Consider the following 20,690-nt stretch of genomic DNA (forward strand, 5'->3'; position numbering starts at 1 on the left):
GGGCGCCGAGTGTGCGACGACATCGTGGAAACCGGTCCGAAGGGCATGAGTCGGGAGGAGCTGTTGGCCCTGCCGGTGGCCGTTGACCTGGACACGGGTAACCGTGCGCTGGGTCTCGGACGGAGCAAGGGGTACGAGCTGGCGAAGCGGGGCGAGTACCCGTGCAGGGTCCTGCGGCTGGGAAACGCGTACCGCGTGGTGACGGCCGACCTGCTCGACCTGTTGGGGTTGGCCGCTTGAGGGCGGAAGAAGGTACCAGACGGTTCTGCGCTGAGCTGACACAGAATCGCTGGACTGGCGCCAGGGGTGGACGTACGGTTCGTGGTCCCTCGCGGCGGCCTGCTGCCCGAGAAGGAGAAGGGCCCCCGGCGGTGCGACGCCGGAGGCCCGAGCAACCCCGAACGGCCCTGGAAGAACCAACCCGGCGGCACGGGCGTGCGAGCCCGCCACCGCCAGACGAGGAGCTGCCCCGTGCAACATCCCGAAACCCAGCCCTATTCCGCCTCCGGCGAGCCCGAATGGCCACCGACTGCCGTGCCGGGAAAGCCCGGCGAGTACACCGGCCGGCCCTCTGTGGCCGACGGCATCGAGGACGCTCCGGTAGACGAGCCCGCAGTGGAGGAGGCCCCCGAGCCGACCGTCGGATCGGCCCTCCTGGACGAACTGCGTCGGCAGATAAAGAAGTTCGTGATCCTCCCCTCGCCGGAGGCGCTGGACGCCGTCACGCTGTGGGTGGCGGCCACGCACCTGCAGACGGCGTGGCAGCATGCCCCGCGCCTCGCGGTCGTCGCCCCTGCGAAGCGGTGCGGGAAGTCGCGGCTCCTGGACGTGGTCACCGAGACCGTCCACGACCCGCTGATCACGGTCAACGCCTCCGCCGCCGCGGTCTTCCGGTCGATCACCGAGAACCCGCCGACCCTGCTGGTCGACGAGGCCGACACCCTCTTCGGGTCGGCCAAGGTCGCGGAGAAGAACGAGGAGATGCGCGGCCTGCTCAACGCCGGCCACCAGCGGAACCGCCCGACCTTGCGGGTCTCAGGCCCGAACCACGAGGTGTCGAAGTTCCCGACCTTCGCGATGGCCGCCCTCGCCGGGATCGGGGACCTGCCCGACACGATCATGGACCGTTCGGTTGTGATCCGGATGCGACGGCGCAGGCCAGGTGAGAGCGTCGCCGAGTTCCGGACCGTACGGGACACCACCACCCTGCACGCCGTACGAGACCGGCTCGTGGAGTGGCTGGCACCGTTGCATGCCACCGCGACGGACCTCACTCCGACGATGCCGGTCGAGGACCGCGCCGCCGACACCTGGGAGCCGCTGGTCGCCATCGCCGACCTCGCCGGCGGTGCCTGGCCCGAGGCCGCCCGTACCGCGTGTCTGGCGATGACGAAGCACGAGGCCGAGCAGGACCAGGACAACAGCGCCCTGAACCTCCGGCTCCTCGCCGACATCCGCCGCGCCTTCGCCGCCGAGGGCAACCCGCCGGTCATCCGCACCAGCCGTCTGCTCGGGATCCTGAACGAGGACGCGGAGTCCCCGTGGCCTGACTACACCGACAAGGGCCTCACCCCGCGCGGCCTGCAGCTCCTGCTGAAGGACTACGGCATCGGCTCGGCCAACCGCCGCTTCCCCGACGGCTGCCAGGCCAAGGGCTTCACCCGCCTGCAGTTCACCGACGCCTGGGCCCGCTACTGCCCCGAGCCCGCACCGGCTGCCTCACTGGTCGCCGAGTCGCTGCTCCTGCCGGAACCGGCACCCGACGCCTGACCCGGCACGACCCGTCCCCACCCGTCGCCTCGCAGGTCAGGGCAGGGACGGGTCACCGGCACGCAACGAGTCGACCCGACATCGCCACCCCGACCCGTACCTGCGCTGACCAGGCATGCGACGAGTCGGGACGGTTCCCACCCGTCACCCGCCACACGCCACCGGCTGTGCGGCCAACCCCCCTCCCCGAGCTTCCGGAGCACCCTCCCTTGACCTCTCCCAGCACCACTGCACCGCCTTCCGCCCCTCCCATATCCCTCCCTGGCCTGATCCGCCGGGTCGTCGCCCTCCCCGTCCTGATCCCCACTGGCGTCGCCCTCCTTGCCGTGGCCGCCTTCGCGCTCTCGTACGACGCCCTGCGCCAGATGGCCGCCGCCAGCCACATCCACCCGGGCCTCACCTACGCCTTCCCCCTGGTGATCGACGGCTTCATCGCCATCGGCATCGGAGCCCTCCTCATCGTGCGTACCGCGCACTGGGGGTCCCGGGCATACGTCTGGGGCCTGGTCAGCATCGCCACCGCCACCAGCATCTGGGCCAACGTCCTGCACGCCGTCCGCCTCAACCAGCAGACCCACCGAGGCGGGCTCGTGCTGGATGACATCACCGTCGGCGTCATCTCCGCCATCGCCCCGCTCGCCCTCGCCGGCGCCGTCCACCTCTACCTCCTCGTCCAGCGACGCCCCGCCCCCGCTGACGCAGAGCCTCACGTAGAGGGCCGCCACGTTCCGGCGGCCACGCCTCCGGAGTCCGGCACACCGGCAGCCACAAAAGACCCGGTCCCCGCCGATGACGTGGCCGAGGGCGCCGACGAGCAAGTGGCTGATCCTGATCTGTCGCCCGCCGCTGAGGGCGGCCAGCGCCCGCTCGCCACCTACGAACAGGTGATCGCCATCGGACGCACCGCTCCTCTGGGGCGCGACGGCCGCGTCTCCCGCCGCCACATGGAGAAGGCCATCCGCGCCGAGGGCCTCAGGCCCGGCCGACGCGAACGCCTCGAAAAGGCCAAGGGCGAGCTCCAGACCGAGCTTGACCAGCAGCTCACCAAGACCGCCGCGTAGCCGCGACCCCGACCACAGGCCACTCGCCTCGGAACCCTCCCGGGGCGAGTGCTGCTTCCAACCTCCCCGCCGGATCAGAGAGCCAGCCCATGCACGCACAGACCATCCCCGACTCCCCGCACACCACCCAGCAGCCGGCCACCCACGCAGCCCCGGGCGGAGCAAGGTATGGCGTTGGACCGTCCAGCGGCCGGTCCAACGCGGACGCCTCCGCCCCAGGGGTGGCGGAGGCGGCGGGTCCCCGGCGCGAGGGCGCACCGGGGGCAGGAGGTGTGCGTGCGGCGGACGAGGCCGCGCTGCACCGTGTCGCTCGCCGTCGTGCCCGCCAGGACGTGCAGCGCAAGGAGCGTGTCGATGTCCGTTACAGCGTCGCCGAAAAGCAGGCGATTCTCGACGAAGCCCGTCGCCTCGGTCTGGCTGGCGCGCACCTCGTCGGCGCCATCGTCATGGCCCACCTGAACGGCGACCTCGCCCTGGCCGACCAGCGCACCGCTGCCGACGACCTGATCGACGAGTACGCGGCCCTGCGCGAGCAGGTCGCCCGGATCGGCACGAACGCGAACCAGATCGCCCACCGCCTCAACTCCGGCGGCGACGCACACCCTGTGGACGCCGCCGTCCTCGCCGAGGCCGGACGGCTCGTGGCCCTGGTCCAGCAGACGGTCAAGGCCGTCGACACCGCAGCCGACGTGGCGGCCACGAAGCAGCGGGCGGCCTAATTGATCGCGAAGATCGGCAAGCCCGGACACAAGACCAGGGGCGTCCTGAACTACCTGTTCGGCCCCGGCCGGGCCAACGAGCACACCGACCCCCACCTCGTCGCCTCCTGGGACGGCTTCGCACCCGACCCCGGCCGAGACCCCGACGCCACACTCGCCCAGCTCGCCACCGCCCTCGACCTACGGGTCAAACAGGCCGGCCACAAGGCGCCGAAGGGCCACGTCTGGCACTGCTCGATCCGCGCCGCCCCCGAAGACCGCCACCTGACCGACGACGCGTGGGCCGCCATCGCCCGCCGCGTCCTGAACGCCACCGGCATCGCGCCGGCCGGCGACCCCGACGCCTGCCGCTGGGTCGCCGTCCGCCACGCCGACGACCACATCCACATCGTCGCCACCAAGGTCCGAGGCGACCTCCGCCCGCCCCGCAACTGGAACGACTTCCTGCGCGCCGACAAGGAACTCGTCGCCATCGAAAAGGAGTACAGGCTCCGCCAGGTCCCGCGCGGCGACCGCACCGCCGCCAAGCACCCCACCCGCGCCGAACAGGAGAAGGCACGCCGTACGGGGAACGTCCGGACCTCCCGTGAGCACCTGCGCACCATCGTTCGCACCGCAGTCTCGGCGGCCACGACCACCCAGGAGTTCTTCCTGATCGTCGAGGGGGCCGGCGCCCACGTCGACGTCCAGTACTTCCCGTCCGGCGACGTGCGCGGCTACAGGGTCGCCCTCGCCGGCGACACCAACGCCCAGGGCGAACCGGTGTGGTTCTCCGGCTCCACCCTCGCCCCCGACCTCTCCTACCCCAAGATCGCCGAACGCCTGGCACCAGCCGCCGTCAGCTTCGCGCTCCCGCCCGAGACCACTGCCTGGGGCCGCCTCGCGCAGGCGGTCGACAGGATGCCCGACCACCTCGCCAGCGGCAGGGACGAAGAAGGACAGGCCCACATCACGGTCCTTGCAGAAGCGCTAGACGCCCTGCCGATGGTCGCGCCGACAGGTATCCGCCCCCAGCTCGGGCAGGCGGCAGCCGCGTACGAACGAGCCAGCCGCTCCCGTATCCGCGCCGACCACCAGCAGGCCCAGGCCACCCGCCGGGCAGTGAAGGCGATCCTGCGCGAACCCGCCCCCAAGGATGGCGCGCTCCTCGCCATCACCCTCGACGCCCTGCTGCTCGCGGTCATCGCCGGCCAGCACTGGCACCGCACCCGCGCCCACCACCAACAGGCCGAGGCCGCACAGCAGGCCGCCGTACACCTCCGCGCGGCCTACCAGACCGCAGCCACTGATCCCTTGACCGCGCTCCAGCACCAGGGCAAGACCCTTCCCCCGTGGCAGCTGCACCAGCAGGCCGCATTGGTACGCCGCACGCTGCCCGACCTGGCCGAACAGATCCTCACCGAACCCGGCTGGCCCGCCCTGGCCGCCACCCTCAACGACGCCGCGAAGCCCGGCCGCTCCGCAGCACGGCTCCTCGCTGAAGCGGCCCGCCACCGCGAGCTCGACACCGCCACCAACCTCAGTGAAGTCCTCACCTGGCGTCTGAACCGCCTGCGAGCCCCAGAGGCGGGGAAGTCCTCACCTCACAAGGCAGCAGCGCCGATCCAGCCCGGCGCCGCCACGACACCGCCCGCCCCGCCGACCACCTCCCGGCCAAGGAGCCGGTGACGCGGAGCCTGCACCGGGCCGCCTCGGCATGTTCACTCGGTGAACCGGGAGGAAGCCCTCCCCAGGGAGGGGTTCCGCGCCGGAACAGCAGTCCTGTTCCGGCGCGGAACAGCAACGGGACACGCTGTGAGATCAGCCGTTGCTCGGGTCGATGACGTTGCCGTTGACACAGTGGTTGACGGTGTCGCCCGTCCAGGCCCCGCCGACGGGCACGACCGCGAGCTCCTGGAAGCAGACGGCGGCGGCACTGAAGTTCCAGTTGTTGGCGGCGTTGATGCCCGGTCCGAAGTTGCTGTCGTTGTCGGCGTGAGCCGGAGTCGCGAGCGCGAGGCTCGTCAGGGCCAGGGCAGCGGTAGCGATGGTCTTCTTCATGACCCGGCAAACGACCGGGGTAGAGCCTGGTTATCGGGCCACGGCGGGAATCCTCCACAAGGCCCTCACGCTCCGCGTTCGTCTGGGGAGGCAGCCCAGTGATCCTTCTGCGCCTGGGCGTCCAGCTCCCGTATCGTCGCCTGCGTGACCGACGCGAGCATGGCGGACAGGACGCGCATCCCCGCCGATGATCTTGCCGAGCTGATCAGGGCGTTCGACCTGGGAGAAGTGGTAGATCGACACCACCTGGCCGAGGGCCTCATGAACGTGAACTGGCGGCTGGACACCCGGGTGGGGCGATTCGCCCTCAAGCGGGTCACGGACGTGCCGCTCGAACGACTGCGCCGTAACCTCGCAGCTCTTCCCCTACTGGCTTCGTACGGCGTCCCTGCTCCCGCGCCGCTCGCCACCACCCAGGGTGACGTGATCGCCCAGATCGGCGGCAGCGCCTACTGCCTGTTCCCGTGGACGCCCGGCGAGCACATCCGCGGAACCGACCTCTCCCTGGCGCAGGTGTCCGAACTCGGCGCTCATCTTGCGGGGCTCCACGCGGCGCTCGGCCGCGTGGTCACCAACGAGGGACTGCCTGCCGTGCCGGCGTCAGTCACCGCAGAAGTGACCGACGCCGGCCGAGCTGTCCACAAGGCGGACCGGCTCGCCGAAGCGGTGACGGCGCGGCGTGCGGGCGACAGCTTCGACGTGGCCGCCGGCCTTGCCCTCGAACAGCGGAAGGTCCTGCTGGACAAGCACGCCCACCTGCGCCCCGAGGGCGACCTCCCCGCGGGTCCGCACGGCTGGACGCACGGCGACTTCCAGTACCGGAACCTCCTTTGGGCCGACGGCGAGCTGACCGCCATCCTGGACTGGGACCGGCTGGGCGTCCGCCCGTACGCGGAGGAGGTCGTCCGTACGGCGCAGGTGCAGTTCGGTGTGGAGGGAGTCTTCGACCTGGAGCGGGTGTCCGCCTTCGTCAGCGGCTACCGGGCGGTGGTGCCCTTGGAGCCGGACGCCCTTCTCGACGCCGCGCGCCGCCTGTGGTGGAAGCGCATGACGGACTTCTGGCAGTTGGAGTTCCACTACGACCGGGGCGATCACTCCTGCGACGACCTGTTCCTCGCCGACGAGGCGCTCCTCCACTGGTGGACGGAGCGGCTCGACGTGGTGGAGCGAGCGTTCGCCGGGGCTGCCTAGATCCCCAGTGCCCGGAGTTCGGGGAGGCACGGCCGCGTGTACTGGAGGGCCCGGTGTTGGGCCCTCGCCCCCAAGGACCTGTGGTCGGCGTCCCGTATCGCTCGTGCCCACGCCTCGGGGCCGGCGGCGCTGGGCAGGATGATTCCTGCGTCGCCGACGGCTTCGGGGATGCCGCCCCGGTCGGTGCCGACGGTCGGAGCGCCGTGGAGCGCGGCCTCGATGATCACGCGCGGGAAGGCGTCTTCCACGGTAGACGGGACCAGCAGGAGGTGGTGGCTGCGGTACAGCGGCTCCATGTCGTACACGCGGGGCACGTACGTCACGTTCGGGTAGGCGGCGAAATCGGCTGCGGTGTCCCACCACCCCTCGACCAGGGTGAAGTGCTGTTCCGGCATGTGCCGGACGAGGTCGTGCAGCAGCTCGGATCCCTTGGCGGGGATGGGGTTGATCATGAGGACGGACTCGGTACGGGCCGGGCTCGCGCTCTCCCGGGGCGGCGCGAACGGCGGGTACATCACGGTGAGCCGGGTTCCGGGCGTGTGGGGTGCGCGCGCCCGGACGAATTCCGACACCGCCAGGGCGTGGTGGGGGCGGCCCGCGAGGACGCCCAGGCCGGTGGCGGAGACGGAGTGCAGGAGGCCGGCAACGAGCGAGGCCGGCCGTGCCTGCGCGGCAAGCTCCGCCGAGCCCTCCTGCGAGGTGAACACGACGTCGGGACGGAGGCTTCGCAGAAGGCCGCCGAACACGTGCTCCACGTTGTTCTGCGACAACGCCGAGCACGCGACCCCGTTCCACCGGTAGCGCAGGGTGCCGTCCGCCTCGTCGTAGGGCACGTGGTGCTTGGCGAGGTGGGCGCGCATCTCGGGGAGTTGGGTGGTTCCGTCCCAGGGAGCCTCGTGTGAGCCGAGGTAGGTGACCTGCCAGCCTGCGGCGGCGAGTTCTTCGGCGAGTAGCTGCTGGGTGACCTCGGCGCCGCCGATGAGGAACGGAGGCGGGGTGCGGCGCCAGGCGAAGAGCGCGGTGGGCATCGGCGGTCACCTGGCCCAGTAGGTGACGAGGGCTTCCACAGCCTTGGCGACGTCGTCGGGGCCAGCGTCGGCGGCCAGCACGGCGAGTTCTCGCGTCACGGGTCTGCGGGGCGCGTGGACGAAGTAGTCGCGGGCGTGGTGGAGGAAGCCGGGCTCGTGGAGGAAGTACTCGGACTCGGCGGCGGTGTGGCCGGCGGTCTTCCGGCGGAGGTGGAGCGCATCTGCCGGTACGTCGAGGTAGAGGGTGTGGTCGGGGCGCAGGTGCGGGAGGGCCGCGAGCCGTTCGCGGAGACGGTGGTGGACGCCGTAGTCGAAGAGGGCGTCCAGGGCGTACGCGTGGGCGAGGAGGGTGTCCACGGAGCGGTCGAGGATGACGAGCTGCCTGCCACTCGCGGCGGCTTCGGCGACCCGGGCGGCCTCGATCGCCATGAACCTCTCGAAGGCCGCGAGCTGGGCGGCTGCCGAGTCGGTGCGGGCCGGAGGGATGTCGTCGCGGTGGGCGATGTGCTTCACGTAGCAGTCGGAGACGAACGCGCGCGTGCCGAGGGCGGTGTGGCGGAGGTGGCGTATCGCCGTCGACTTGCCCGCGTAGGAGGGCCCCTCCAGAGCGATGATCAGCATGTCGGCGCCTCCGTCCGGTAGAAGCGCTCGGCGTAGAGACCAGCCCCGTCGACCAGGTCGGCCGCGGTGGTGAAGGCGTGCCGGATCGGGCGGTACATCTTCCGGGCCGGGTGCATCTGCGAGCCGTGCATCCGCAGGACGGTGACCTTGTCCAGGACGGCGTCGGTGATGTCGACCAGCTCGGGCCGCATCGTCGCCCCCGTGCGCGTACGGAAGAGGTGCTGGTCACAGCCGGCGAGCGCGTACGTGGACCAGAACGCGAGGTCCTCCCAGAACCAGGTGCAGCCGAGGCGGACGGCGGCCTGGTGGACGAGGAGGTGGTCGGGGTGGCGGGTGACGGCGGCGGGCGCGAGGAGTTCGGCGTCGGGGTGGGCCGCGACGATCCGACCCAGTTCCTCGGTGATTCGGTCGAGCCGCTCGGGGCCGTACGGGCGATATGGCATCTCCGCGTCCTTGTGACCGAGGAGATGCCGGCGGGCGGCGAACGGCGCGAGCGCGGCGGCGCCCTCGCGGTCGCGTAGCTCGGACACGGTGCCGACGTCGGTGTAGGTGGGCTCCAGGGCGGGGTGAACGCTTCGGGAGCGGGTGAAGACGGTGACCACGGAAAGCGGGCGGGGGTGGGCGAGGAAGGTGCCGGAGGCGGAGAGGACGAAGTCGTCGTGGTGGGGTTCGATCACGAGGACCGGACGACCGACGGGCGTGCGGGCCTCGATGTAGTACGGGGTACGGGTGTGGGGTGCCGGCACCTCCAGGACCTGGTGGTCGTGGGCCTGGTAGCGGATGGCGAGCCGCTCGTTGTGCGCCTGGTGGGCGCGGTGGAGATCATCGGGGAAGGTGTAGATGCCGTGTCCGTCCGGCACGGGCAGGAACGCGTGCACAGGTGGCTCCTTCGTCATCGCACGGTGGTGTCGTACCAGTGGCGCCATTTGCGGGGCGACTGGAGGCGGAGGCGGGCGGTCACGGGGTTCTGCCACCAGAGCATCCGGAGGCTCGACCACTGGTCGTAGCGGCGGGTGGAGGGGCGTACGCGCAGCTCGTCGAGGATCGTGACCGGGCGGCCGGTGGCCTGCCCGTGGGCGGTGAGGCGGGCGAAGAACTCGACGTCCTCGCTCATGAACAGGTCGTCCCGGTAGCCGCCGACGTGGTGGAAGGCGTCGGCGGTGCAGAACTGGTTGACGCCCTGGGCTCCGCCGCGCCGGGTGCGGTAGTGGTCCCAGTACGCGCACAGGAGACGGGCGCCGAGGCGTTCCGGGGTGTAGAGCGGCGGGATGGCGCCGCCGATGGCCCCCGCGTCCATGGCGGCAGCGGCGGCGGTGACCGCCTCCAGGGGCAGGGCCACGTCCGCGTCGGTGAAGAAGAGGCGTCCGCTGCGGGCTGCGCTCGCTCCGGTGTTCCGTACCCGCCCGATGTTGCGGACGGACTCGGTGACGACGCGGACGCCGAAGGAGGAGGCCATGTCGGCGGTGGCGTCGGTGCTGGCGTTGTCGACGACGATCACCTCCCCGGTGTGGCCGGTGACCTCTTCCCAGCGGGCGAGGGAGGCGAGGACGGAGGGCAGGTAGCGGGGCAGGTAGGCGGCCTCGTTGAAGGCCGGGATCACCACCGAGAGGGCAGGGGTGGTCATCGGTGCGTCCTTTCCGGGCGGCGGGTACGGAAGAGGTGCGGGGTCCGTCGGCTGAGCTCGTCCAGGCGACCGGCCCACAGGGCGCGGTCGTCGCCCGGGCTGGAGTGCGCCCAGCAGCGGGTGGTGTGGAAGACCGTCCAGGCGGCGAGCAGGTGCTGGTCGAGCGCGAGGGGGTAGGCGTCGGTGACCGTGCGGGCGCGGAGGGGCGACCGGACCGCGTCGGTCATGACCAGGGTCTGGGCGACGTCGGACTCGCGGGGTCCTGCGGTGGCGTCGGTGAAGTCGACGAGGTGGCGGACGGCTCGGTGGCCGGCGAGCACGACGTTGTCGCCGTGCAGGTCGCCGTGGCACCACACGGGCGTCGTCGTGTCGACGGCGTCGGTGATGGCCGCGAGGGCCGGCGGGATGAGGTCCAGCACGCTGGGCGGACAGCGACGTCCGAGTGACGTGACCTGTTCGAAGAAGGGCCTCCGTGGCGCCCACGACTGGACGGGCGCGCGGTGCAGGCGGCCGAGCAGACCTGCCAGGTCCCGCAGGGCTCGCTCGTCGGAGATTCGGCCGGAGCGCATGGCGCCGCCGAGGGTGAGCGTGCCTAGGTCGGCGGTGACGAGGGCGGTCGCCTCGTGGCCGGGGACGTGGCCGTAGCCGATCACGGTCGGGACGGCGACGTGGTCGGCCACGGCACGGATGGCCGCGCTCTCGGTGATCGCGTTGCGGCGGGCGGTGGCCGTGTACAGCTTGATCACGACGTTGCGTCCGTCGGCCAGACTCGCCCGGTACACGGCCGTACGCGAGCGGGAGGACAGACGCTGCGTGGTGTGCGCCGGTGCTCCGGCCAAGGCGATGGCCGCACGTACGACGACGGCGGGGACGCGCGCCGTCACCGCGCACCCACCGGTTCGGCCCCGACGGCGCCCAGGCGGCGAACGTGCCGCAGCGTCCGCGCCAGGTGTTGGCGGTACTCGACGACGTCCTCCGTGACGGGGCAGTCGGCCTGCCACGGCTTCTTGGGGCCCACGAAGTGCACGAGAGCGGCTGATGGGTCGGACTTCGGCGGCCGGGTGACGACCCGACGGACCCAGTTCCCGCGTTCCAGGAAGCGACCGACCTCGAATCGGTTGAGGCCGGCGGCCACCGGTCGCACGTGGCCGGATCGCAGGAGCCACAGGTTCAGGGCGTCCTGGTCGTTGTGCAGGATGTGCCGCCGGGCGTGGATCAGGGCCTGCTCGACGCCTCGGCGGATGCGGGGCATGTGGGCGGTGTGGGCCCAGAGCACACCCGCGTTGAAATAGGGACGTCCGCGCAGATGAGGCCAGCGTTCGGCGGCTCCGGGCAGCGCCGGGCACTCGCCGACGGCCGGGTTGAACTCGTCGCGTACGGCGCCGGTCTCGTACGGCCCGAGGGAGCCCAACGGGTCGGTGAGGTCTCCCCGTACGAGGACGTCGGCGTCCACGTAGATCAGGTACGGCCTGCGGACGAACTCCGGCGTGAACTCGAAGCGCAGGTAGGTGGTGACGGTGATGTACGACGCGTCAGCCATGCGGGAGGTCCGCAGTGGAGAGCTGTGGCGTAGGTCGAACGAGCCGAAGCCGACCCGCTTGGCGAAGTCGGAGAGGAGCAGGGCCTGCCCCGGGGTGAGGTCGAGGGTGAGCACCCGGACGGCGGCGTTGCGGCGGGTGGCCGGGGCGAGGCCGTCGGCCAGGCCGCTGAGGGCAGCGAGGCCGGGGACGAGGTACTGCTGGTCGATGCATAGGCCGAACGCGTACATGAGCGCTTCGCCTTCCGGTCGTGGCGCATGGGCGTGATGGGCGGGTCTACCGCTGCTGGGGGACGACGGGCGCACGAGGGCTCACCGACCGGGCCCGAAGCTGCGGCGGTCGAGGATTTCGAGGGTGTCGGGGTCGGCGGTCTCCCAGCAGGGACCGCCGCCGGTGGGCGGGCGCAGCACCCAGACGGTGCCGCCGGCGCGGACATCGGTGACGATCGCCCGCCGTCCTCTCGCGTCCCTGACGAGATCGCCGACCCACGCCCGTTCCGCGGTCACAGGGTGTCCGCCTCACGTGTCTCGCTCTGCGGGTCCCAGCCGGAGGCCGCGTCGGCGATGTCACGGCGCCGCCGGCGCTGACCCGGCGTACGGCGGATCGGGGCGGCACTCGCGGCATCCACGAGGAAGCCGCCCTGCTCGCGGATGCGGACACCGAGGCCGGCGAACTGGCCCGCGTCGGAGGCGACGTGCGCGAGGGCGCAGACGACGACGCCCCGGATCATTCCGGCCGAGAGGGCGGACAGGACGGCCTGCCAGCCAGGGCGCTCCGCGAGCGGCAGGGCGGGGTCGAAGTCGAACCAGGCTCCGGCGACGTCCCAGTGCCGGGCGTCGGCGTAGTAGCGACCGTGCTCCTCGCCCTCGCGGATGACGGCGGGAGTGGTGGCGCAGGCGTAGACGGCGACGGGCACGTGCCCGAGGCCGCCGGGCGGGTTGATCGGCATGCCCCCAAGGCTGCTGCGCCGCCGGGCACGAGCCCAGGCACGGCCCATGACGCCGACGGCGGTCCGCCACCGCTCTCCGTGCCACGTTGCGTGGCAGTGGGAGAGAAGGCCCTCGGCGGTGTGCAACGACCCGTAGCAGTCGGCCTGATGGCGCCCCTGGGGCTGCTACGGGTCGTTGCAGTGCTGGTGCCCGGTCAGCGCACTCCGAGGGGAACGCCTGCGGAGTCGGCGAGCCCTCGCAGCCGGGTGACGGACACGCCCGCGAGCCGGCTGATGATGACCCCGGGGAGCATCTGGTGGCGCACCCACCCGGGAGCCATCGTGCAGACGGCCTGGAGGGTATCGGCGGCAGCGTCCCAGCGGCGGCATTCGACCTGGGTGAGGGCGACGTCGAGGCCGTAGCGGGCGCGGGTGGCCAGGGGTACCGTCTCGTCCAGGCGGACGGTGTCCATGAGCCGTAGCGCCCCGGCGGTGTCCCCGAGAGCCACGGCGATGCTCATGGCCTGCGTTGCGGCGTACATCGGCCCGTACGGCTGCGCGTGGGAACCGCGGGCGTGCTCGTCCCCTATGCGGGCGGCGACGGCATGAGCCTGGGAGAGGTATTCGCGAGCGCTGTCGGCATTCGCTCCGCCCCGGGACGCGGCGACGGCGGCGTTCGTGACGAGCTGCCCGTACACGCTGAGGCGGTCCGGGTAGTGCTCGCTCATCTTGGGCTCGATCCGGTCCGCCTGGGCTGCGGCGAGGAGGAACCCCTGCTTCGTACGGCCGTCCCGGAGATTGACCCACGCGGTCGTGGCGGCGAGATGCGCGTCACGGAGAACGTCACCGCACTGGACGGCGATCTGGCGGCCGTACGTCAGTGCCGCGTACGCGAGATCGCGGGAACCGAGCACGTTGGCGGCCATGCCCGCCGTCTGGAAGGTGTCGATCAGGGCGCCGGCCGCAGCCTCGCGCTCGTCGGTGCCGGCCGCGTCGAACCTGGCCCGCGCCTCGGGGAGGAGCTGTCCCAGGAGGGTGCCGAGCTCGGTGTACCTGCCGCCCCAGTAGGCAGCATCGGCCCGACGGACGACGGCCCGCAGCTCCTCGACGGTGCCCGGCTCGACCTCGGCGGGGATGCCGATGGCCGCGTCGTGGGTGGCTGCGGAGACCATGCGCAGCGCGGCCCGCTCGTCACGGTCCATGGACCGGCGGGGCGCCTGCTGACCTAAGAGCACGGCGATGTCCGTACCGAGCGCGTCGGCGATCGACAGCAGGGACGGAAGGGACGCCGTCCCGCCGCGTTCGAGCTTGCGGACCACGCCGACGGACACGCCGGACGCCTCCGCCAGCTGCTCCTGCGTCATGCCGCCGCGCAGCGCCTTCAGGCGCTCAGAGGTGGTGTACTCCGACCACTGCATGATCCAGAACCTCCGCATGATGGGCCCCACACGGACAGTACTGGCAGGAAGGGCAGCGTCGACGCCCTTTGCGCAGACTGCAGTTGGCCTCAGCCGGCGAGTACCGCTGTCACGCCAAGAAGGGCCTCCAGCTCGGCCACGGCCGCGTCCTCGTCCGTGACGTGGATGGTGGCGATGCCCAGATCGGCGGCCGGCGGAAGGTTCACCGCGTGATCGTCGACGAAGACGCACTGCTCGGCAGGCAACCCGATCCGGTCCAGGGCGAGTTCGTAGATCGCCGGATCGGGCTTGGCCATACCGACGAGCTCGGAGACGACGTGCACGTCGAACAGGTCCCAGATGCCGACGTGTTCGTACGGGTTGAACGGGTCGAGCCCGAAGCTGTTGGACAGCAACGCGAGCCGATGACCAGCGTCACGCGCCGCCCGCGCGAGCCCGACCATCCGGCGCGCCGCCGGCACCCCGGCCCAGGCCCGCCCCATCAGGTTCACCGGATCCACATGCGCACCCAGCAGGGCCGCCGTGCCCTCGTTCCACTCGGCCTGCCCGATCTCACCGATCTCCAGAGCCGCGTACAGACGCCGCCCCTCGGGGTGATGGTTGAGCGTGCTGCGCCACGCACCCGGAGCCAGCCCCTCGGACACGCACCAGGCGCGGTGCACATCGATCGGGCTGGCCGTGAGCACCCCGGCGAAGTCGAGGATCAGGCCACGCTGTTCGTGCCCGTCGGCAGTGACCGTGTTGTGCGACATCCGGCGTTTGCCCCCTTCCGCGGTTGGTCTCCTGGGTGACGCTACCGCGCGGCGGTGCGGCTGAGCGCGGAGCCCGCCGCTGGCACGGGCTGCCCGCAGCTCTCAGGGAGCAAGCGCACGTTGTCGTCCACGGGTAGGCGGAACGAAGCGGCACTTAGGCGGTCTTCCTGACAACGCGCGTCGCTCTCCGTAGTCTGGACATGCACAAAGAGGTAGGGGGATGCGTGTCGGATATTGGCTTCTTGGCTGAGAGCGTCGCTACGGCACTTACCGCGCTGCTCGTCACTGATGCCTATACATCTGCTCGTCCGCGACTGAGCGCGATCTTGAGCCGTTCGCGAAGCAATGAGGGTGTGCGGATCGAAGACCTTGATGGTCTTCGCGAGGTGGGCACGGCGGCACTGCGTCACGCCGTGAACGAGCAGGTCCGGCGAATCGCGGCATCCGACGAGCACCTTCTCCGGCAGCTGCGAGACGCTTTGGGAGTTGCGCAGCCACACATCGGAATGAACATCCACGGCAATCAGTTCCATGGACCGACCCAGTTGGGCGGCACCCAGATCGTCAACATGTAAGCGGTGGACCATGAGCCAGGACTCTGACCCTTCGGAGGTTCACCACAACGTCTTCGTCGGGCCCACCGTGATCGGCGGGACGCAGAACGTGCTCGGTGGCACCTCTGTTCTGATGCCCCCTGGGCCGTCGATAACCTCACAGGCTTGGGCGGCGATCATGGCCGCTTGGGCGTTCTGCCCAGCGGTGGCACGGTGGACTCAGACAGTTCTCAGCGAGGAGTTCTTCTCACGGTTCGCGGATCTCGGTCATGCCCTCGTGCTGTGTATCTGGCTGGCGGGCGGGGCTGCTGTCCTCCTCGACGTAGCGGGTTACTTGCTGTACCGGCATTGGGCCGTGGCGCAGAGGGTGGTAACCCACCCCGTCACGTGGAAGCTGCGACTGTGCGCAGTGACCCTCGGAGGTGCTGTCCTGGCTGCGGTCGTATTCATGATGGACCGGTAGATCGCTGGTAAACCGTGCAGACCGGCGGCCTCCACCCCGAACGCGGCCTGTTCTGGCACCTGGCCCCCGGCACCACCGATGAACAGGACAGCTGGGTCCACTACGGCTTCACCGGCACCGGCATGTGGATTTCCCCCACCCAGGACCGAGGGGCGGTGCTACTCACCAACAAGCTCTACTGCACCCGCGGCCGCCAACCACTGACGGACGTCCGCAACGCCTTCCGCCAGGAGGCATTCGCCTGACCGTGCCGTACGGCCCAGGGGCGGAACCGCCGGTGTCATGGGCTTCAGGGCGTCGCCAAGGCGGCTCGAGGGTGCTTCAGCCCCAGGTCAGCGACCTGCGGCTTCGTCGCAGGTCAGGCCCGTCCGCCCGGTGCGTCGGGGTCACCGGACCGGGCGGCGATGGGCGGAGCGGCGCATGCGCATGGCGATGTAGATGAGGTCTGCAACGAGCAGCACGATGCCGATGAACAGAAGGAAGAGCAGTCCGTCGGCGACGGCGCCGATGATGCCCAGCACGATCGCCACGATGATCAGGGCGAGGAAGAGCGACACGAGGGCCACCTCCTCGGTCGGTCGGGGGGCTCAGCGGCGGGCCAGCTGCCGTTCACCGTTCGCTCCGGGCTCGTAGGGGAGGTCGTAGTGCCGGAAGACCGCTTCCTCGTCCTCGGCGGGAAGTACGTCGTCGGTGCCGATCGAAGGGCACCGCTTCACCAGAGCCTTGTCATGGGCGACCTTCACATAGCCCGGCCCCGCCGTCGCACCGTCCAGGGGGGACGAACACCAGACGGTGGCGGGTGGGCAGGCCGACCCGGACCGTGGCCATGAACGGCTGATCGGTACTGGTGTCGACGTAGATCGCCTCCAGATCTCCGATCCTGTGGCCCCGCGTGTCCACGACGTCGCGTGTTCGCCACTCACGGATGTCCGCCATCTGGATCATGCCGACTCCTTGCGATCGGTCCCCCGTTCGGGGAGCGTGGCGAGAAGGATTTCGGCGGCCTGGGTGACGTTATCTGCGGCGATCGCACGGGCCATCGCCGCGCGGGCCGCATCCTCCGTGGCGTGCGGCGGGACCACCATCAGGGCGAAGTGGTCGTTGTCGCCACGGGTGATGAGGACGGTGCCGTCACCGACGGGAAAGGAGTCGAGGCGCACGACCCGGTCGTCGACGACCAAACGGGTCGGGACCTTCTCCCAGGCGTCCGTGTCCAGGCCGACCCGCGTGACGGGGCCCAGGTGCGCGGTGACCGCCTGGATCAGGGCGGGCAGCTCGGTCGCGACGTCCCGGGAACGGGGCCACCACGCGCCGTCGAGAACGCCTTCGCGGGAGTGCGTCGTCCGTAGCCGGAGCAGGGCCGTGCCGGGCTTCACCGCTCGGTGGATCTCGTCCGGAAGGAGCTTCGGAGGAGAGGGGCTGTCGGATTGGGCCATGATGGTCCGCCTAGCTGCGCGGGGCCGCCGACACCTCATGGCCGGCGAGATACCGCCGTGGTCTCACGGTACTCCGCGGGCCTGTGGTCACGCCCGCGAGCATGGGACGGGCACTATTCCCGGTCGGAAATCGCCTGGTCAGAACCCACTCGTCCGAGCACAGCGCGGAGTACGCTGAAGGTACCGGGAGTAAGTCGAGCACCCGCTCCCACGCGGACGTCGTTTCCGGCGATCAAGACACTGGGCCGCCCTGCAGGACGGCCCGGAGACGGGTCCGCGATCATGACCACCTCCCTGGCACCCCTGCTTTCGGCGCGCCTGTCGCTGACGCCGAAGACCACCCTCGCCGGCCTCTTGGACGGTGCCTGGTGGCCTCGTTCGCGTGACCTCACCGCCGAGCTTCCGTCCCTGGTCGACGCGCTGGAGGAGCCCTACGGACGCATCACGCGCGTCGCGGTGAACCCCACCCGCTGGCCCGTCGTCCCGCACAAGGTCGCCGTCACCGGGCACACCGTGCACGTCGGCTGGTTCACCGAACAGGATCCCGACAAGATGATCCTGCTCTCCTACACCGTCGGCCGCTGCGACCTGTTGGTGATCCCGCCCGAGACCGAACCCTCCGCAGCCGCCCGGCTGATGACCGCCGCCGCCCTCCCCGGCAGCGTCCTGGCCGCCGGTGCCCTGATGTCCGACGAGGCCGCCACCGGCCGCCGTATGCGCGACGCCCGAAGCAGCGAGGACACCTGGGAGACCGACGGCGGATCCGCCCTGCCGCCGCTCCGGCACCCGGTCGTCGGCGCGCGGATGATCCCCGTACCGGGGAACCCGCGGAGGTGACCCCATGGAAACCCTGATCACGATCGCCGCGATCGCCCTGCTGATCGCGCTCGGCACCCGCCTGATCCACCGGCTCAACGCCCAGCACGACGCACGCATCGCCGCCCACCACTTCGGCGCCCCCTTCCCGGCCATCCGCCGGCCGCCGGGCCACAGTCACCGCACTCCGACGGAGCAAGCCGCCCACCGCAGGCGCACGGGAACCTGGCCGTGAGCACCCCTGACCATTCCTCCGACCGAAGGCGGCGGGTGGGGTACCCGACACCCGGGACAACCCACCCGCCGGCCTCTCACGCGTGAAAGGACCTGGTCATGGCGACACTCCGCGAGCGACAGGTCTACCGCGAACGGGTCCTGACCGCCCTCTACGAAGCCACCGAAGGCAACCGTCTCCTCGGAGTCCCGGGGCGGAAGCTGCGGAACGACCTGCGCATCCCGGAAGAGGACCTGGCCGCCGCCTGCACCTACCTCGCCGGCGAGGGCCTGATCAGCATCGACTGGGAACCGGGCAACACACCCGCGATGGTGTCCCTCACCCACCAGGGAATCCGCCGCATGGAGGCCGAAGAGGAGGAACGCGGCTGAGCCGGACTGCCCGATGGCCCGCTCTCCCTCTGCCCCGTCCGGCCCGTAGTCGTAGAATTGAACGTGGATCGAGCACGCTCACGTGTGACGGTCCGGAAGGGCGGCCTCGGCGGAGTGAATGCGCTGAGGCCGTTGTGACGACCACCGCCAAGAGGCCCGCGCGGGCGCTAGTCATGGAAACCTCCGGCACCCGGGAGGACCTGACCATGCCCTCGACAGCAGCAAGGTAGCGGCGGGCGACCCGGCTGCTCCGCTTTAGCTTCGCCTCTCTTCCCCACACCCCATCCAGGACACGCGCCACACGCGGTGGGATGCCTCGCGGGACCGACATCGACGGTGGGCCGCAGTGCCGTCCGTGCGTGAGCGATGCGTGAGCGGATGTTCCGGCACGGCCCGGTTCCGGCCGGATCGCGCGGCACCGTTCACCCCGTCAGACCAGGGCACACCGGACGGAGCGGCACTCTCCGGCATCACTCAGCAGGCCCCAGCCAGGGCTTTTAATCCATTGGTTGTGGGTTCGAGTCCCACACGGCCTACCGCTTGGGGCCAGGTCAGGGGTTACCTGACCTGGCCCCAGCCTTGTATCCGGACCTCTCGAGATCAGTAGCTGGCCCGCTGCTGGCCCGAGAGGACCGCAAAGAGAAGCCCTGACCTGTACACACGGCGGCATCCGGCCGGGGCGGTCCTCGGTGACTAGCCCACGGTGACGAAACCGCGGGTCGGTCGACGGAGCGCAGCGACAGCCGCAGCCTCGATGGTGGCGTCGGTGATGTCCCGGCCACCGCGGGCATCGTCGAGCACGTGCCAGCGGCCGGCCAGGTTAAGGGGATCCACCGGCGTGAGGACCCCGGGGAGTCCGTACCGACGCATCGCGTCGTGCAGTGCCGAGACCTCGTGCGCTTCCATGGCTCTCCTCACGTAGGCAGGGGACGAGCCTAGTCGGCGTCGCCCCCGCCGCTCGCGCAGTTGCCCGGGTTGATCGGGCCGCACCCCCCGGGCATCGGGGTGTGCCTGGCCACACCGACCAGCGCCTCCCGCCGCCCCACCCAGAGCCCGGGGTCGGGCGTGTACCCGGCCTGCTCGATGAGGGCCATGGTGCGGGTGAGAACGGCCGGGTCGCGGCGGGCCGCTTCGGGGCGCTCGGGGTAGTGGTGGACGGTGCGGCCGAGGCTGCTGCACAGGGTCGCGTACAGGTGGGTGTGGAGGATCAGGGCGTGCCAGCCCTCATCCACCTCGCTCGTGGGCGAGATCGGCACCTGAGGAAAGAGGGCCGCAGCGGACACGAACTTCAGGGCCTCGACGACGGCGCGGCTGGCCTTGTCGGTGTCCCAGTCGGGGTTGTCGTCGAGGACCGTGCGCATCACGCCGGTGAACTCGGCGTCGCTGAGGAGCGATCGGACGGCAGGCGGATTGCCGGGCTCGGGGCTGGAAGAGCAGGGCGGCGGGTTGCCGTTCGTGCAGGCCATGGTTCCTCCTGATGGGTGGATTGCCGATGGTGCGTGGCCCGCCTCATGTGGGGCGGGAGCCTGTGATGCCGATGGCGAGGGCGGCGAGCATGCCGAGGACGATCAGGCAGTAGAGCGCCTGCCGCTGCCACTCCCTCACCGAGTGCGAGGGGCGACGGGCGGCATGCCGGGCCGGCCGACGAAAGCCTTCGGCTGTTCGGCCGAGCGGTGCTCGCGCAGGCTGTGGACCATGCCGTGCGTGGCGTGGGCGAGGGTCCGCATGTACGACCAGCTGCCGAGCGGGTCGGCCGCGGGCGCTTGTGCCTTGAGCCTTTCCCACGTTGCGAGGGCGCCGACTCCGCTCGCGCCGCGCCGGCATACAGGGATCCGCTCGACACCGACGGCCAGGCCCTCGATGCGGGTCAGCAGCCGGTTGGTCATTGCCGCGATGGCGGTGGGCTCGTAGGGGCTCCGGATCGCGAGGGCGGCGGTGGCGTCCCGCTCGGCCTCGTCCTCGGCGTACTCCTCGACGGGCGTGACGACCTGGGCGAGGAGCGCGCCGAGTGGAACCTGGAGGGTGAGTTCAGTCAGCCTGTCGTGGCGGACTTCATCGTCGACATTCGAGTGACTGGCTGACTGGACAGCGGCCACAGTGGCGTCCTTCCTACTACGCTGAGTTG

The 20,690-nt window shown here is 70.9% G+C and carries 27 protein-coding genes and 2 pseudogenes; 11 read left to right on the forward strand and 18 right to left on the reverse strand.

Annotation, left to right across the window (positions count from 1 at the left end; translation table 11 throughout):
• The first annotated feature begins 45 nt into the window (after positions 1-45).
• The 5 genes from MRBLMG1_RS22380 (at position 46) to MRBLMG1_RS22400 (ending at position 5,218) form a co-directional block, all read left to right on the forward strand.
• Positions 46-240: a hypothetical protein gene (locus MRBLMG1_RS22380; protein WP_367825916.1), complete on the forward strand. Its 195-nt coding sequence runs from the start codon at positions 46-48 to the stop codon at positions 238-240.
• Between the two features lie 231 nt (positions 241-471).
• Positions 472-1,770 carry a DUF3631 domain-containing protein gene (locus MRBLMG1_RS22385; RefSeq protein WP_414721626.1) on the forward strand — a complete coding sequence of 433 codons (1,299 nt, stop codon included), beginning with the start codon at positions 472-474 and terminating at the stop codon, positions 1,768-1,770.
• Positions 1,771-2,021: 251 nt separating this feature from the next.
• A complete protein-coding gene (locus MRBLMG1_RS22390; RefSeq protein ID WP_414721627.1) occupies positions 2,022-2,831 on the forward strand; it encodes a DUF2637 domain-containing protein in 810 nt (269 codons plus the stop codon).
• Positions 2,832-3,103: 272 nt separating this feature from the next.
• Complete coding sequence (gene mobC, locus MRBLMG1_RS22395) at positions 3,104-3,550, forward strand: plasmid mobilization relaxosome protein MobC (RefSeq protein ID WP_367825875.1); 447 nt, start codon at positions 3,104-3,106, stop codon at positions 3,548-3,550.
• On the forward strand, positions 3,551-5,218 hold the full coding sequence (locus tag MRBLMG1_RS22400; protein ID WP_367825876.1) for a relaxase/mobilization nuclease domain-containing protein: 1,668 nt from the start codon (positions 3,551-3,553) through the stop codon (positions 5,216-5,218).
• A gap of 132 nt (positions 5,219-5,350) precedes the next feature.
• On the opposite strand, the gene MRBLMG1_RS22405 is transcribed toward MRBLMG1_RS22400, so the two are convergent.
• A complete protein-coding gene (locus MRBLMG1_RS22405) occupies positions 5,351-5,590 on the reverse strand; it encodes a hypothetical protein (protein ID WP_367825877.1) in 240 nt (79 codons plus the stop codon).
• A gap of 159 nt (positions 5,591-5,749) precedes the next feature.
• Between MRBLMG1_RS22405 and MRBLMG1_RS22410 the strand changes: the two genes are divergently transcribed.
• Positions 5,750-6,781 carry a phosphotransferase gene (locus MRBLMG1_RS22410; RefSeq protein WP_367825918.1) on the forward strand — a complete coding sequence of 344 codons (1,032 nt, stop codon included), beginning with the start codon at positions 5,750-5,752 and terminating at the stop codon, positions 6,779-6,781.
• On the opposite strand, the gene MRBLMG1_RS22415 is transcribed toward MRBLMG1_RS22410, so the two are convergent.
• The 11 genes from MRBLMG1_RS22415 to MRBLMG1_RS22465 form a co-directional block, all read right to left on the reverse strand.
• Positions 6,778-7,809, reverse strand: coding sequence for a glycosyltransferase (locus tag MRBLMG1_RS22415; protein WP_367825878.1), 1,032 nt, complete (start codon positions 7,807-7,809; stop codon positions 6,778-6,780). The genes MRBLMG1_RS22410 and MRBLMG1_RS22415 overlap by 4 nt on opposite strands.
• Before the next feature lie 6 nt (positions 7,810-7,815).
• The gene (locus MRBLMG1_RS22420) at positions 7,816-8,430 is read right to left on the reverse strand and encodes a hypothetical protein (RefSeq protein WP_367825879.1); all 615 of its coding nucleotides are present in this window, start codon (positions 8,428-8,430) and stop codon (positions 7,816-7,818) included.
• Positions 8,424-9,326 carry a PIG-L deacetylase family protein gene (locus MRBLMG1_RS22425; protein WP_367825880.1) on the reverse strand — a complete coding sequence of 301 codons (903 nt, stop codon included), beginning with the start codon at positions 9,324-9,326 and terminating at the stop codon, positions 8,424-8,426. Before MRBLMG1_RS22425 ends, MRBLMG1_RS22420 begins: the two co-directional genes overlap by 7 nt.
• Entirely contained in the window at positions 9,323-10,054 is a 732-nt protein-coding gene (locus MRBLMG1_RS22430; RefSeq protein ID WP_367825881.1) for a glycosyltransferase, read from the reverse strand. The genes MRBLMG1_RS22425 and MRBLMG1_RS22430 overlap by 4 nt, the downstream gene beginning before the upstream one ends.
• Positions 10,051-10,938: an aminoglycoside phosphotransferase family protein gene (locus MRBLMG1_RS22435; protein WP_367825882.1), complete on the reverse strand. Its 888-nt coding sequence runs from the start codon at positions 10,936-10,938 to the stop codon at positions 10,051-10,053. Before MRBLMG1_RS22435 ends, MRBLMG1_RS22430 begins: the two co-directional genes overlap by 4 nt.
• Entirely contained in the window at positions 10,935-11,822 is an 888-nt protein-coding gene (locus MRBLMG1_RS22440) for a glycosyltransferase family 8 protein (protein ID WP_367825883.1), read from the reverse strand. The genes MRBLMG1_RS22435 and MRBLMG1_RS22440 overlap by 4 nt, the downstream gene beginning before the upstream one ends.
• Before the next feature lie 81 nt (positions 11,823-11,903).
• Entirely contained in the window at positions 11,904-12,098 is a 195-nt protein-coding gene (locus MRBLMG1_RS22445; protein ID WP_367825884.1) for a hypothetical protein, read from the reverse strand.
• Complete coding sequence (locus MRBLMG1_RS22450) at positions 12,095-12,541, reverse strand: hypothetical protein (RefSeq protein WP_367825885.1); 447 nt, start codon at positions 12,539-12,541, stop codon at positions 12,095-12,097. Before MRBLMG1_RS22450 ends, MRBLMG1_RS22445 begins: the two co-directional genes overlap by 4 nt.
• Before the next feature lie 194 nt (positions 12,542-12,735).
• Complete coding sequence (locus MRBLMG1_RS22455; RefSeq protein WP_367825886.1) at positions 12,736-13,938, reverse strand: helix-turn-helix domain-containing protein; 1,203 nt, start codon at positions 13,936-13,938, stop codon at positions 12,736-12,738.
• Between the two features lie 89 nt (positions 13,939-14,027).
• Positions 14,028-14,690: an HAD family hydrolase gene (locus MRBLMG1_RS22460; protein WP_367825887.1), complete on the reverse strand. Its 663-nt coding sequence runs from the start codon at positions 14,688-14,690 to the stop codon at positions 14,028-14,030.
• Positions 14,691-14,731: 41 nt separating this feature from the next.
• Entirely contained in the window at positions 14,732-15,223 is a 492-nt protein-coding gene (locus tag MRBLMG1_RS22465) for a hypothetical protein (RefSeq protein ID WP_367825888.1), read from the reverse strand.
• Between the two features lie 52 nt (positions 15,224-15,275).
• Here MRBLMG1_RS22465 and MRBLMG1_RS22470 point away from each other — a divergent pair, with 52 nt between their 5' ends.
• Both MRBLMG1_RS22470 and MRBLMG1_RS22475 read left to right on the forward strand, forming a co-directional pair.
• The gene (locus tag MRBLMG1_RS22470; protein ID WP_367825889.1) at positions 15,276-15,707 is read left to right on the forward strand and encodes a hypothetical protein; all 432 of its coding nucleotides are present in this window, start codon (positions 15,276-15,278) and stop codon (positions 15,705-15,707) included.
• A gap of 11 nt (positions 15,708-15,718) precedes the next feature.
• Positions 15,719-15,952, forward strand: a pseudogene (locus tag MRBLMG1_RS22475) (serine hydrolase); the annotation flags it as partial.
• 141 nt (positions 15,953-16,093) lie between these two features.
• Here MRBLMG1_RS22475 and MRBLMG1_RS22480 read toward each other — a convergent pair.
• From MRBLMG1_RS22480 to MRBLMG1_RS22490, 3 genes and pseudogenes are all read right to left on the reverse strand, one after another.
• Positions 16,094-16,264: a hypothetical protein gene (locus MRBLMG1_RS22480; RefSeq protein ID WP_367825890.1), complete on the reverse strand. Its 171-nt coding sequence runs from the start codon at positions 16,262-16,264 to the stop codon at positions 16,094-16,096.
• Positions 16,265-16,294: 30 nt separating this feature from the next.
• Positions 16,295-16,652, reverse strand: a pseudogene (locus MRBLMG1_RS22485) (PRC-barrel domain-containing protein).
• Positions 16,649-17,143 carry a DUF5994 family protein gene (locus MRBLMG1_RS22490; RefSeq protein ID WP_367825891.1) on the reverse strand — a complete coding sequence of 165 codons (495 nt, stop codon included), beginning with the start codon at positions 17,141-17,143 and terminating at the stop codon, positions 16,649-16,651. Before MRBLMG1_RS22490 ends, MRBLMG1_RS22485 begins: the two are co-directional and overlap by 4 nt.
• A 282-nt stretch (positions 17,144-17,425) precedes the next feature.
• On the opposite strand from MRBLMG1_RS22490, the gene MRBLMG1_RS22495 reads away from it, so the two are divergent.
• The 3 genes from MRBLMG1_RS22495 to MRBLMG1_RS22505 all read left to right on the forward strand — a co-directional run bounded on the left by MRBLMG1_RS22495 (position 17,426) and on the right by MRBLMG1_RS22505 (position 18,565).
• A complete protein-coding gene (locus MRBLMG1_RS22495) occupies positions 17,426-17,980 on the forward strand; it encodes a DUF5994 family protein (protein WP_367825892.1) in 555 nt (184 codons plus the stop codon).
• A 4-nt stretch (positions 17,981-17,984) separates the two neighbouring features.
• On the forward strand, positions 17,985-18,194 hold the full coding sequence (locus MRBLMG1_RS22500; protein WP_367825893.1) for a hypothetical protein: 210 nt from the start codon (positions 17,985-17,987) through the stop codon (positions 18,192-18,194).
• Between the two features lie 98 nt (positions 18,195-18,292).
• Entirely contained in the window at positions 18,293-18,565 is a 273-nt protein-coding gene (locus tag MRBLMG1_RS22505) for a hypothetical protein (RefSeq protein WP_367825894.1), read from the forward strand.
• Between the two features lie 693 nt (positions 18,566-19,258).
• Here the strand turns inward: MRBLMG1_RS22505 and MRBLMG1_RS22510 are convergent.
• The 3 genes from MRBLMG1_RS22510 to MRBLMG1_RS22520 form a co-directional block, all read right to left on the reverse strand.
• Positions 19,259-19,471 carry a hypothetical protein gene (locus MRBLMG1_RS22510; protein WP_367825895.1) on the reverse strand — a complete coding sequence of 71 codons (213 nt, stop codon included), beginning with the start codon at positions 19,469-19,471 and terminating at the stop codon, positions 19,259-19,261.
• Between the two features lie 29 nt (positions 19,472-19,500).
• Positions 19,501-20,031, reverse strand: coding sequence for a glycine-rich domain-containing protein (locus MRBLMG1_RS22515; RefSeq protein WP_367825896.1), 531 nt, complete (start codon positions 20,029-20,031; stop codon positions 19,501-19,503).
• 135 nt (positions 20,032-20,166) lie between these two features.
• Positions 20,167-20,661: a hypothetical protein gene (locus MRBLMG1_RS22520; RefSeq protein WP_367825897.1), complete on the reverse strand. Its 495-nt coding sequence runs from the start codon at positions 20,659-20,661 to the stop codon at positions 20,167-20,169.
• Between the last annotated feature and the right edge of the window lie 29 nt (positions 20,662-20,690).

Source organism: Streptomyces sp. LMG1-1-1.1, assembly GCF_040815545.1.
GTDB lineage: Bacteria > Actinomycetota > Actinomycetes > Streptomycetales > Streptomycetaceae > Streptomyces.

Excerpts from the sequence above, each read along its gene's own strand:
- MRBLMG1_RS22380 (WP_367825916.1), top strand. The coding sequence starts at position 46 with ATGAGTCGGGAGGAGCTGTTGGCCCTGCCGGTGGCCGTTGACCTGGAC.
- MRBLMG1_RS22405 (WP_367825877.1), bottom strand. The coding sequence starts at position 5,590 with ATGAAGAAGACCATCGCTACCGCTGCCCTGGCCCTGACGAGCCTCGCG.
- MRBLMG1_RS22410 (WP_367825918.1), top strand. The coding sequence starts at position 5,750 with ATGGCGGACAGGACGCGCATCCCCGCCGATGATCTTGCCGAGCTGATC.
- MRBLMG1_RS22415 (WP_367825878.1), bottom strand. The coding sequence starts at position 7,809 with ATGCCCACCGCGCTCTTCGCCTGGCGCCGCACCCCGCCTCCGTTCCTC.
- MRBLMG1_RS22420 (WP_367825879.1), bottom strand. The coding sequence starts at position 8,430 with ATGCTGATCATCGCTCTGGAGGGGCCCTCCTACGCGGGCAAGTCGACG.
- MRBLMG1_RS22425 (WP_367825880.1), bottom strand. The coding sequence starts at position 9,326 with ATGACGAAGGAGCCACCTGTGCACGCGTTCCTGCCCGTGCCGGACGGA.
- MRBLMG1_RS22430 (WP_367825881.1), bottom strand. The coding sequence starts at position 10,054 with ATGACCACCCCTGCCCTCTCGGTGGTGATCCCGGCCTTCAACGAGGCC.
- MRBLMG1_RS22440 (WP_367825883.1), bottom strand. The coding sequence starts at position 11,822 with ATGTACGCGTTCGGCCTATGCATCGACCAGCAGTACCTCGTCCCCGGC.
- MRBLMG1_RS22450 (WP_367825885.1), bottom strand. The coding sequence starts at position 12,541 with ATGCCGATCAACCCGCCCGGCGGCCTCGGGCACGTGCCCGTCGCCGTC.
- MRBLMG1_RS22455 (WP_367825886.1), bottom strand. The coding sequence starts at position 13,938 with ATGCAGTGGTCGGAGTACACCACCTCTGAGCGCCTGAAGGCGCTGCGC.
- MRBLMG1_RS22460 (WP_367825887.1), bottom strand. The coding sequence starts at position 14,690 with ATGTCGCACAACACGGTCACTGCCGACGGGCACGAACAGCGTGGCCTG.
- MRBLMG1_RS22465 (WP_367825888.1), bottom strand. The coding sequence starts at position 15,223 with ATGGAACTGATTGCCGTGGATGTTCATTCCGATGTGTGGCTGCGCAAC.
- MRBLMG1_RS22470 (WP_367825889.1), top strand. The coding sequence starts at position 15,276 with ATGAGCCAGGACTCTGACCCTTCGGAGGTTCACCACAACGTCTTCGTC.
- MRBLMG1_RS22490 (WP_367825891.1), bottom strand. The coding sequence starts at position 17,143 with ATGGCCCAATCCGACAGCCCCTCTCCTCCGAAGCTCCTTCCGGACGAG.
- MRBLMG1_RS22495 (WP_367825892.1), top strand. The coding sequence starts at position 17,426 with ATGACCACCTCCCTGGCACCCCTGCTTTCGGCGCGCCTGTCGCTGACG.
- MRBLMG1_RS22500 (WP_367825893.1), top strand. The coding sequence starts at position 17,985 with ATGGAAACCCTGATCACGATCGCCGCGATCGCCCTGCTGATCGCGCTC.
- MRBLMG1_RS22505 (WP_367825894.1), top strand. The coding sequence starts at position 18,293 with ATGGCGACACTCCGCGAGCGACAGGTCTACCGCGAACGGGTCCTGACC.
- MRBLMG1_RS22510 (WP_367825895.1), bottom strand. The coding sequence starts at position 19,471 with ATGGAAGCGCACGAGGTCTCGGCACTGCACGACGCGATGCGTCGGTAC.
- MRBLMG1_RS22515 (WP_367825896.1), bottom strand. The coding sequence starts at position 20,031 with ATGGCCTGCACGAACGGCAACCCGCCGCCCTGCTCTTCCAGCCCCGAG.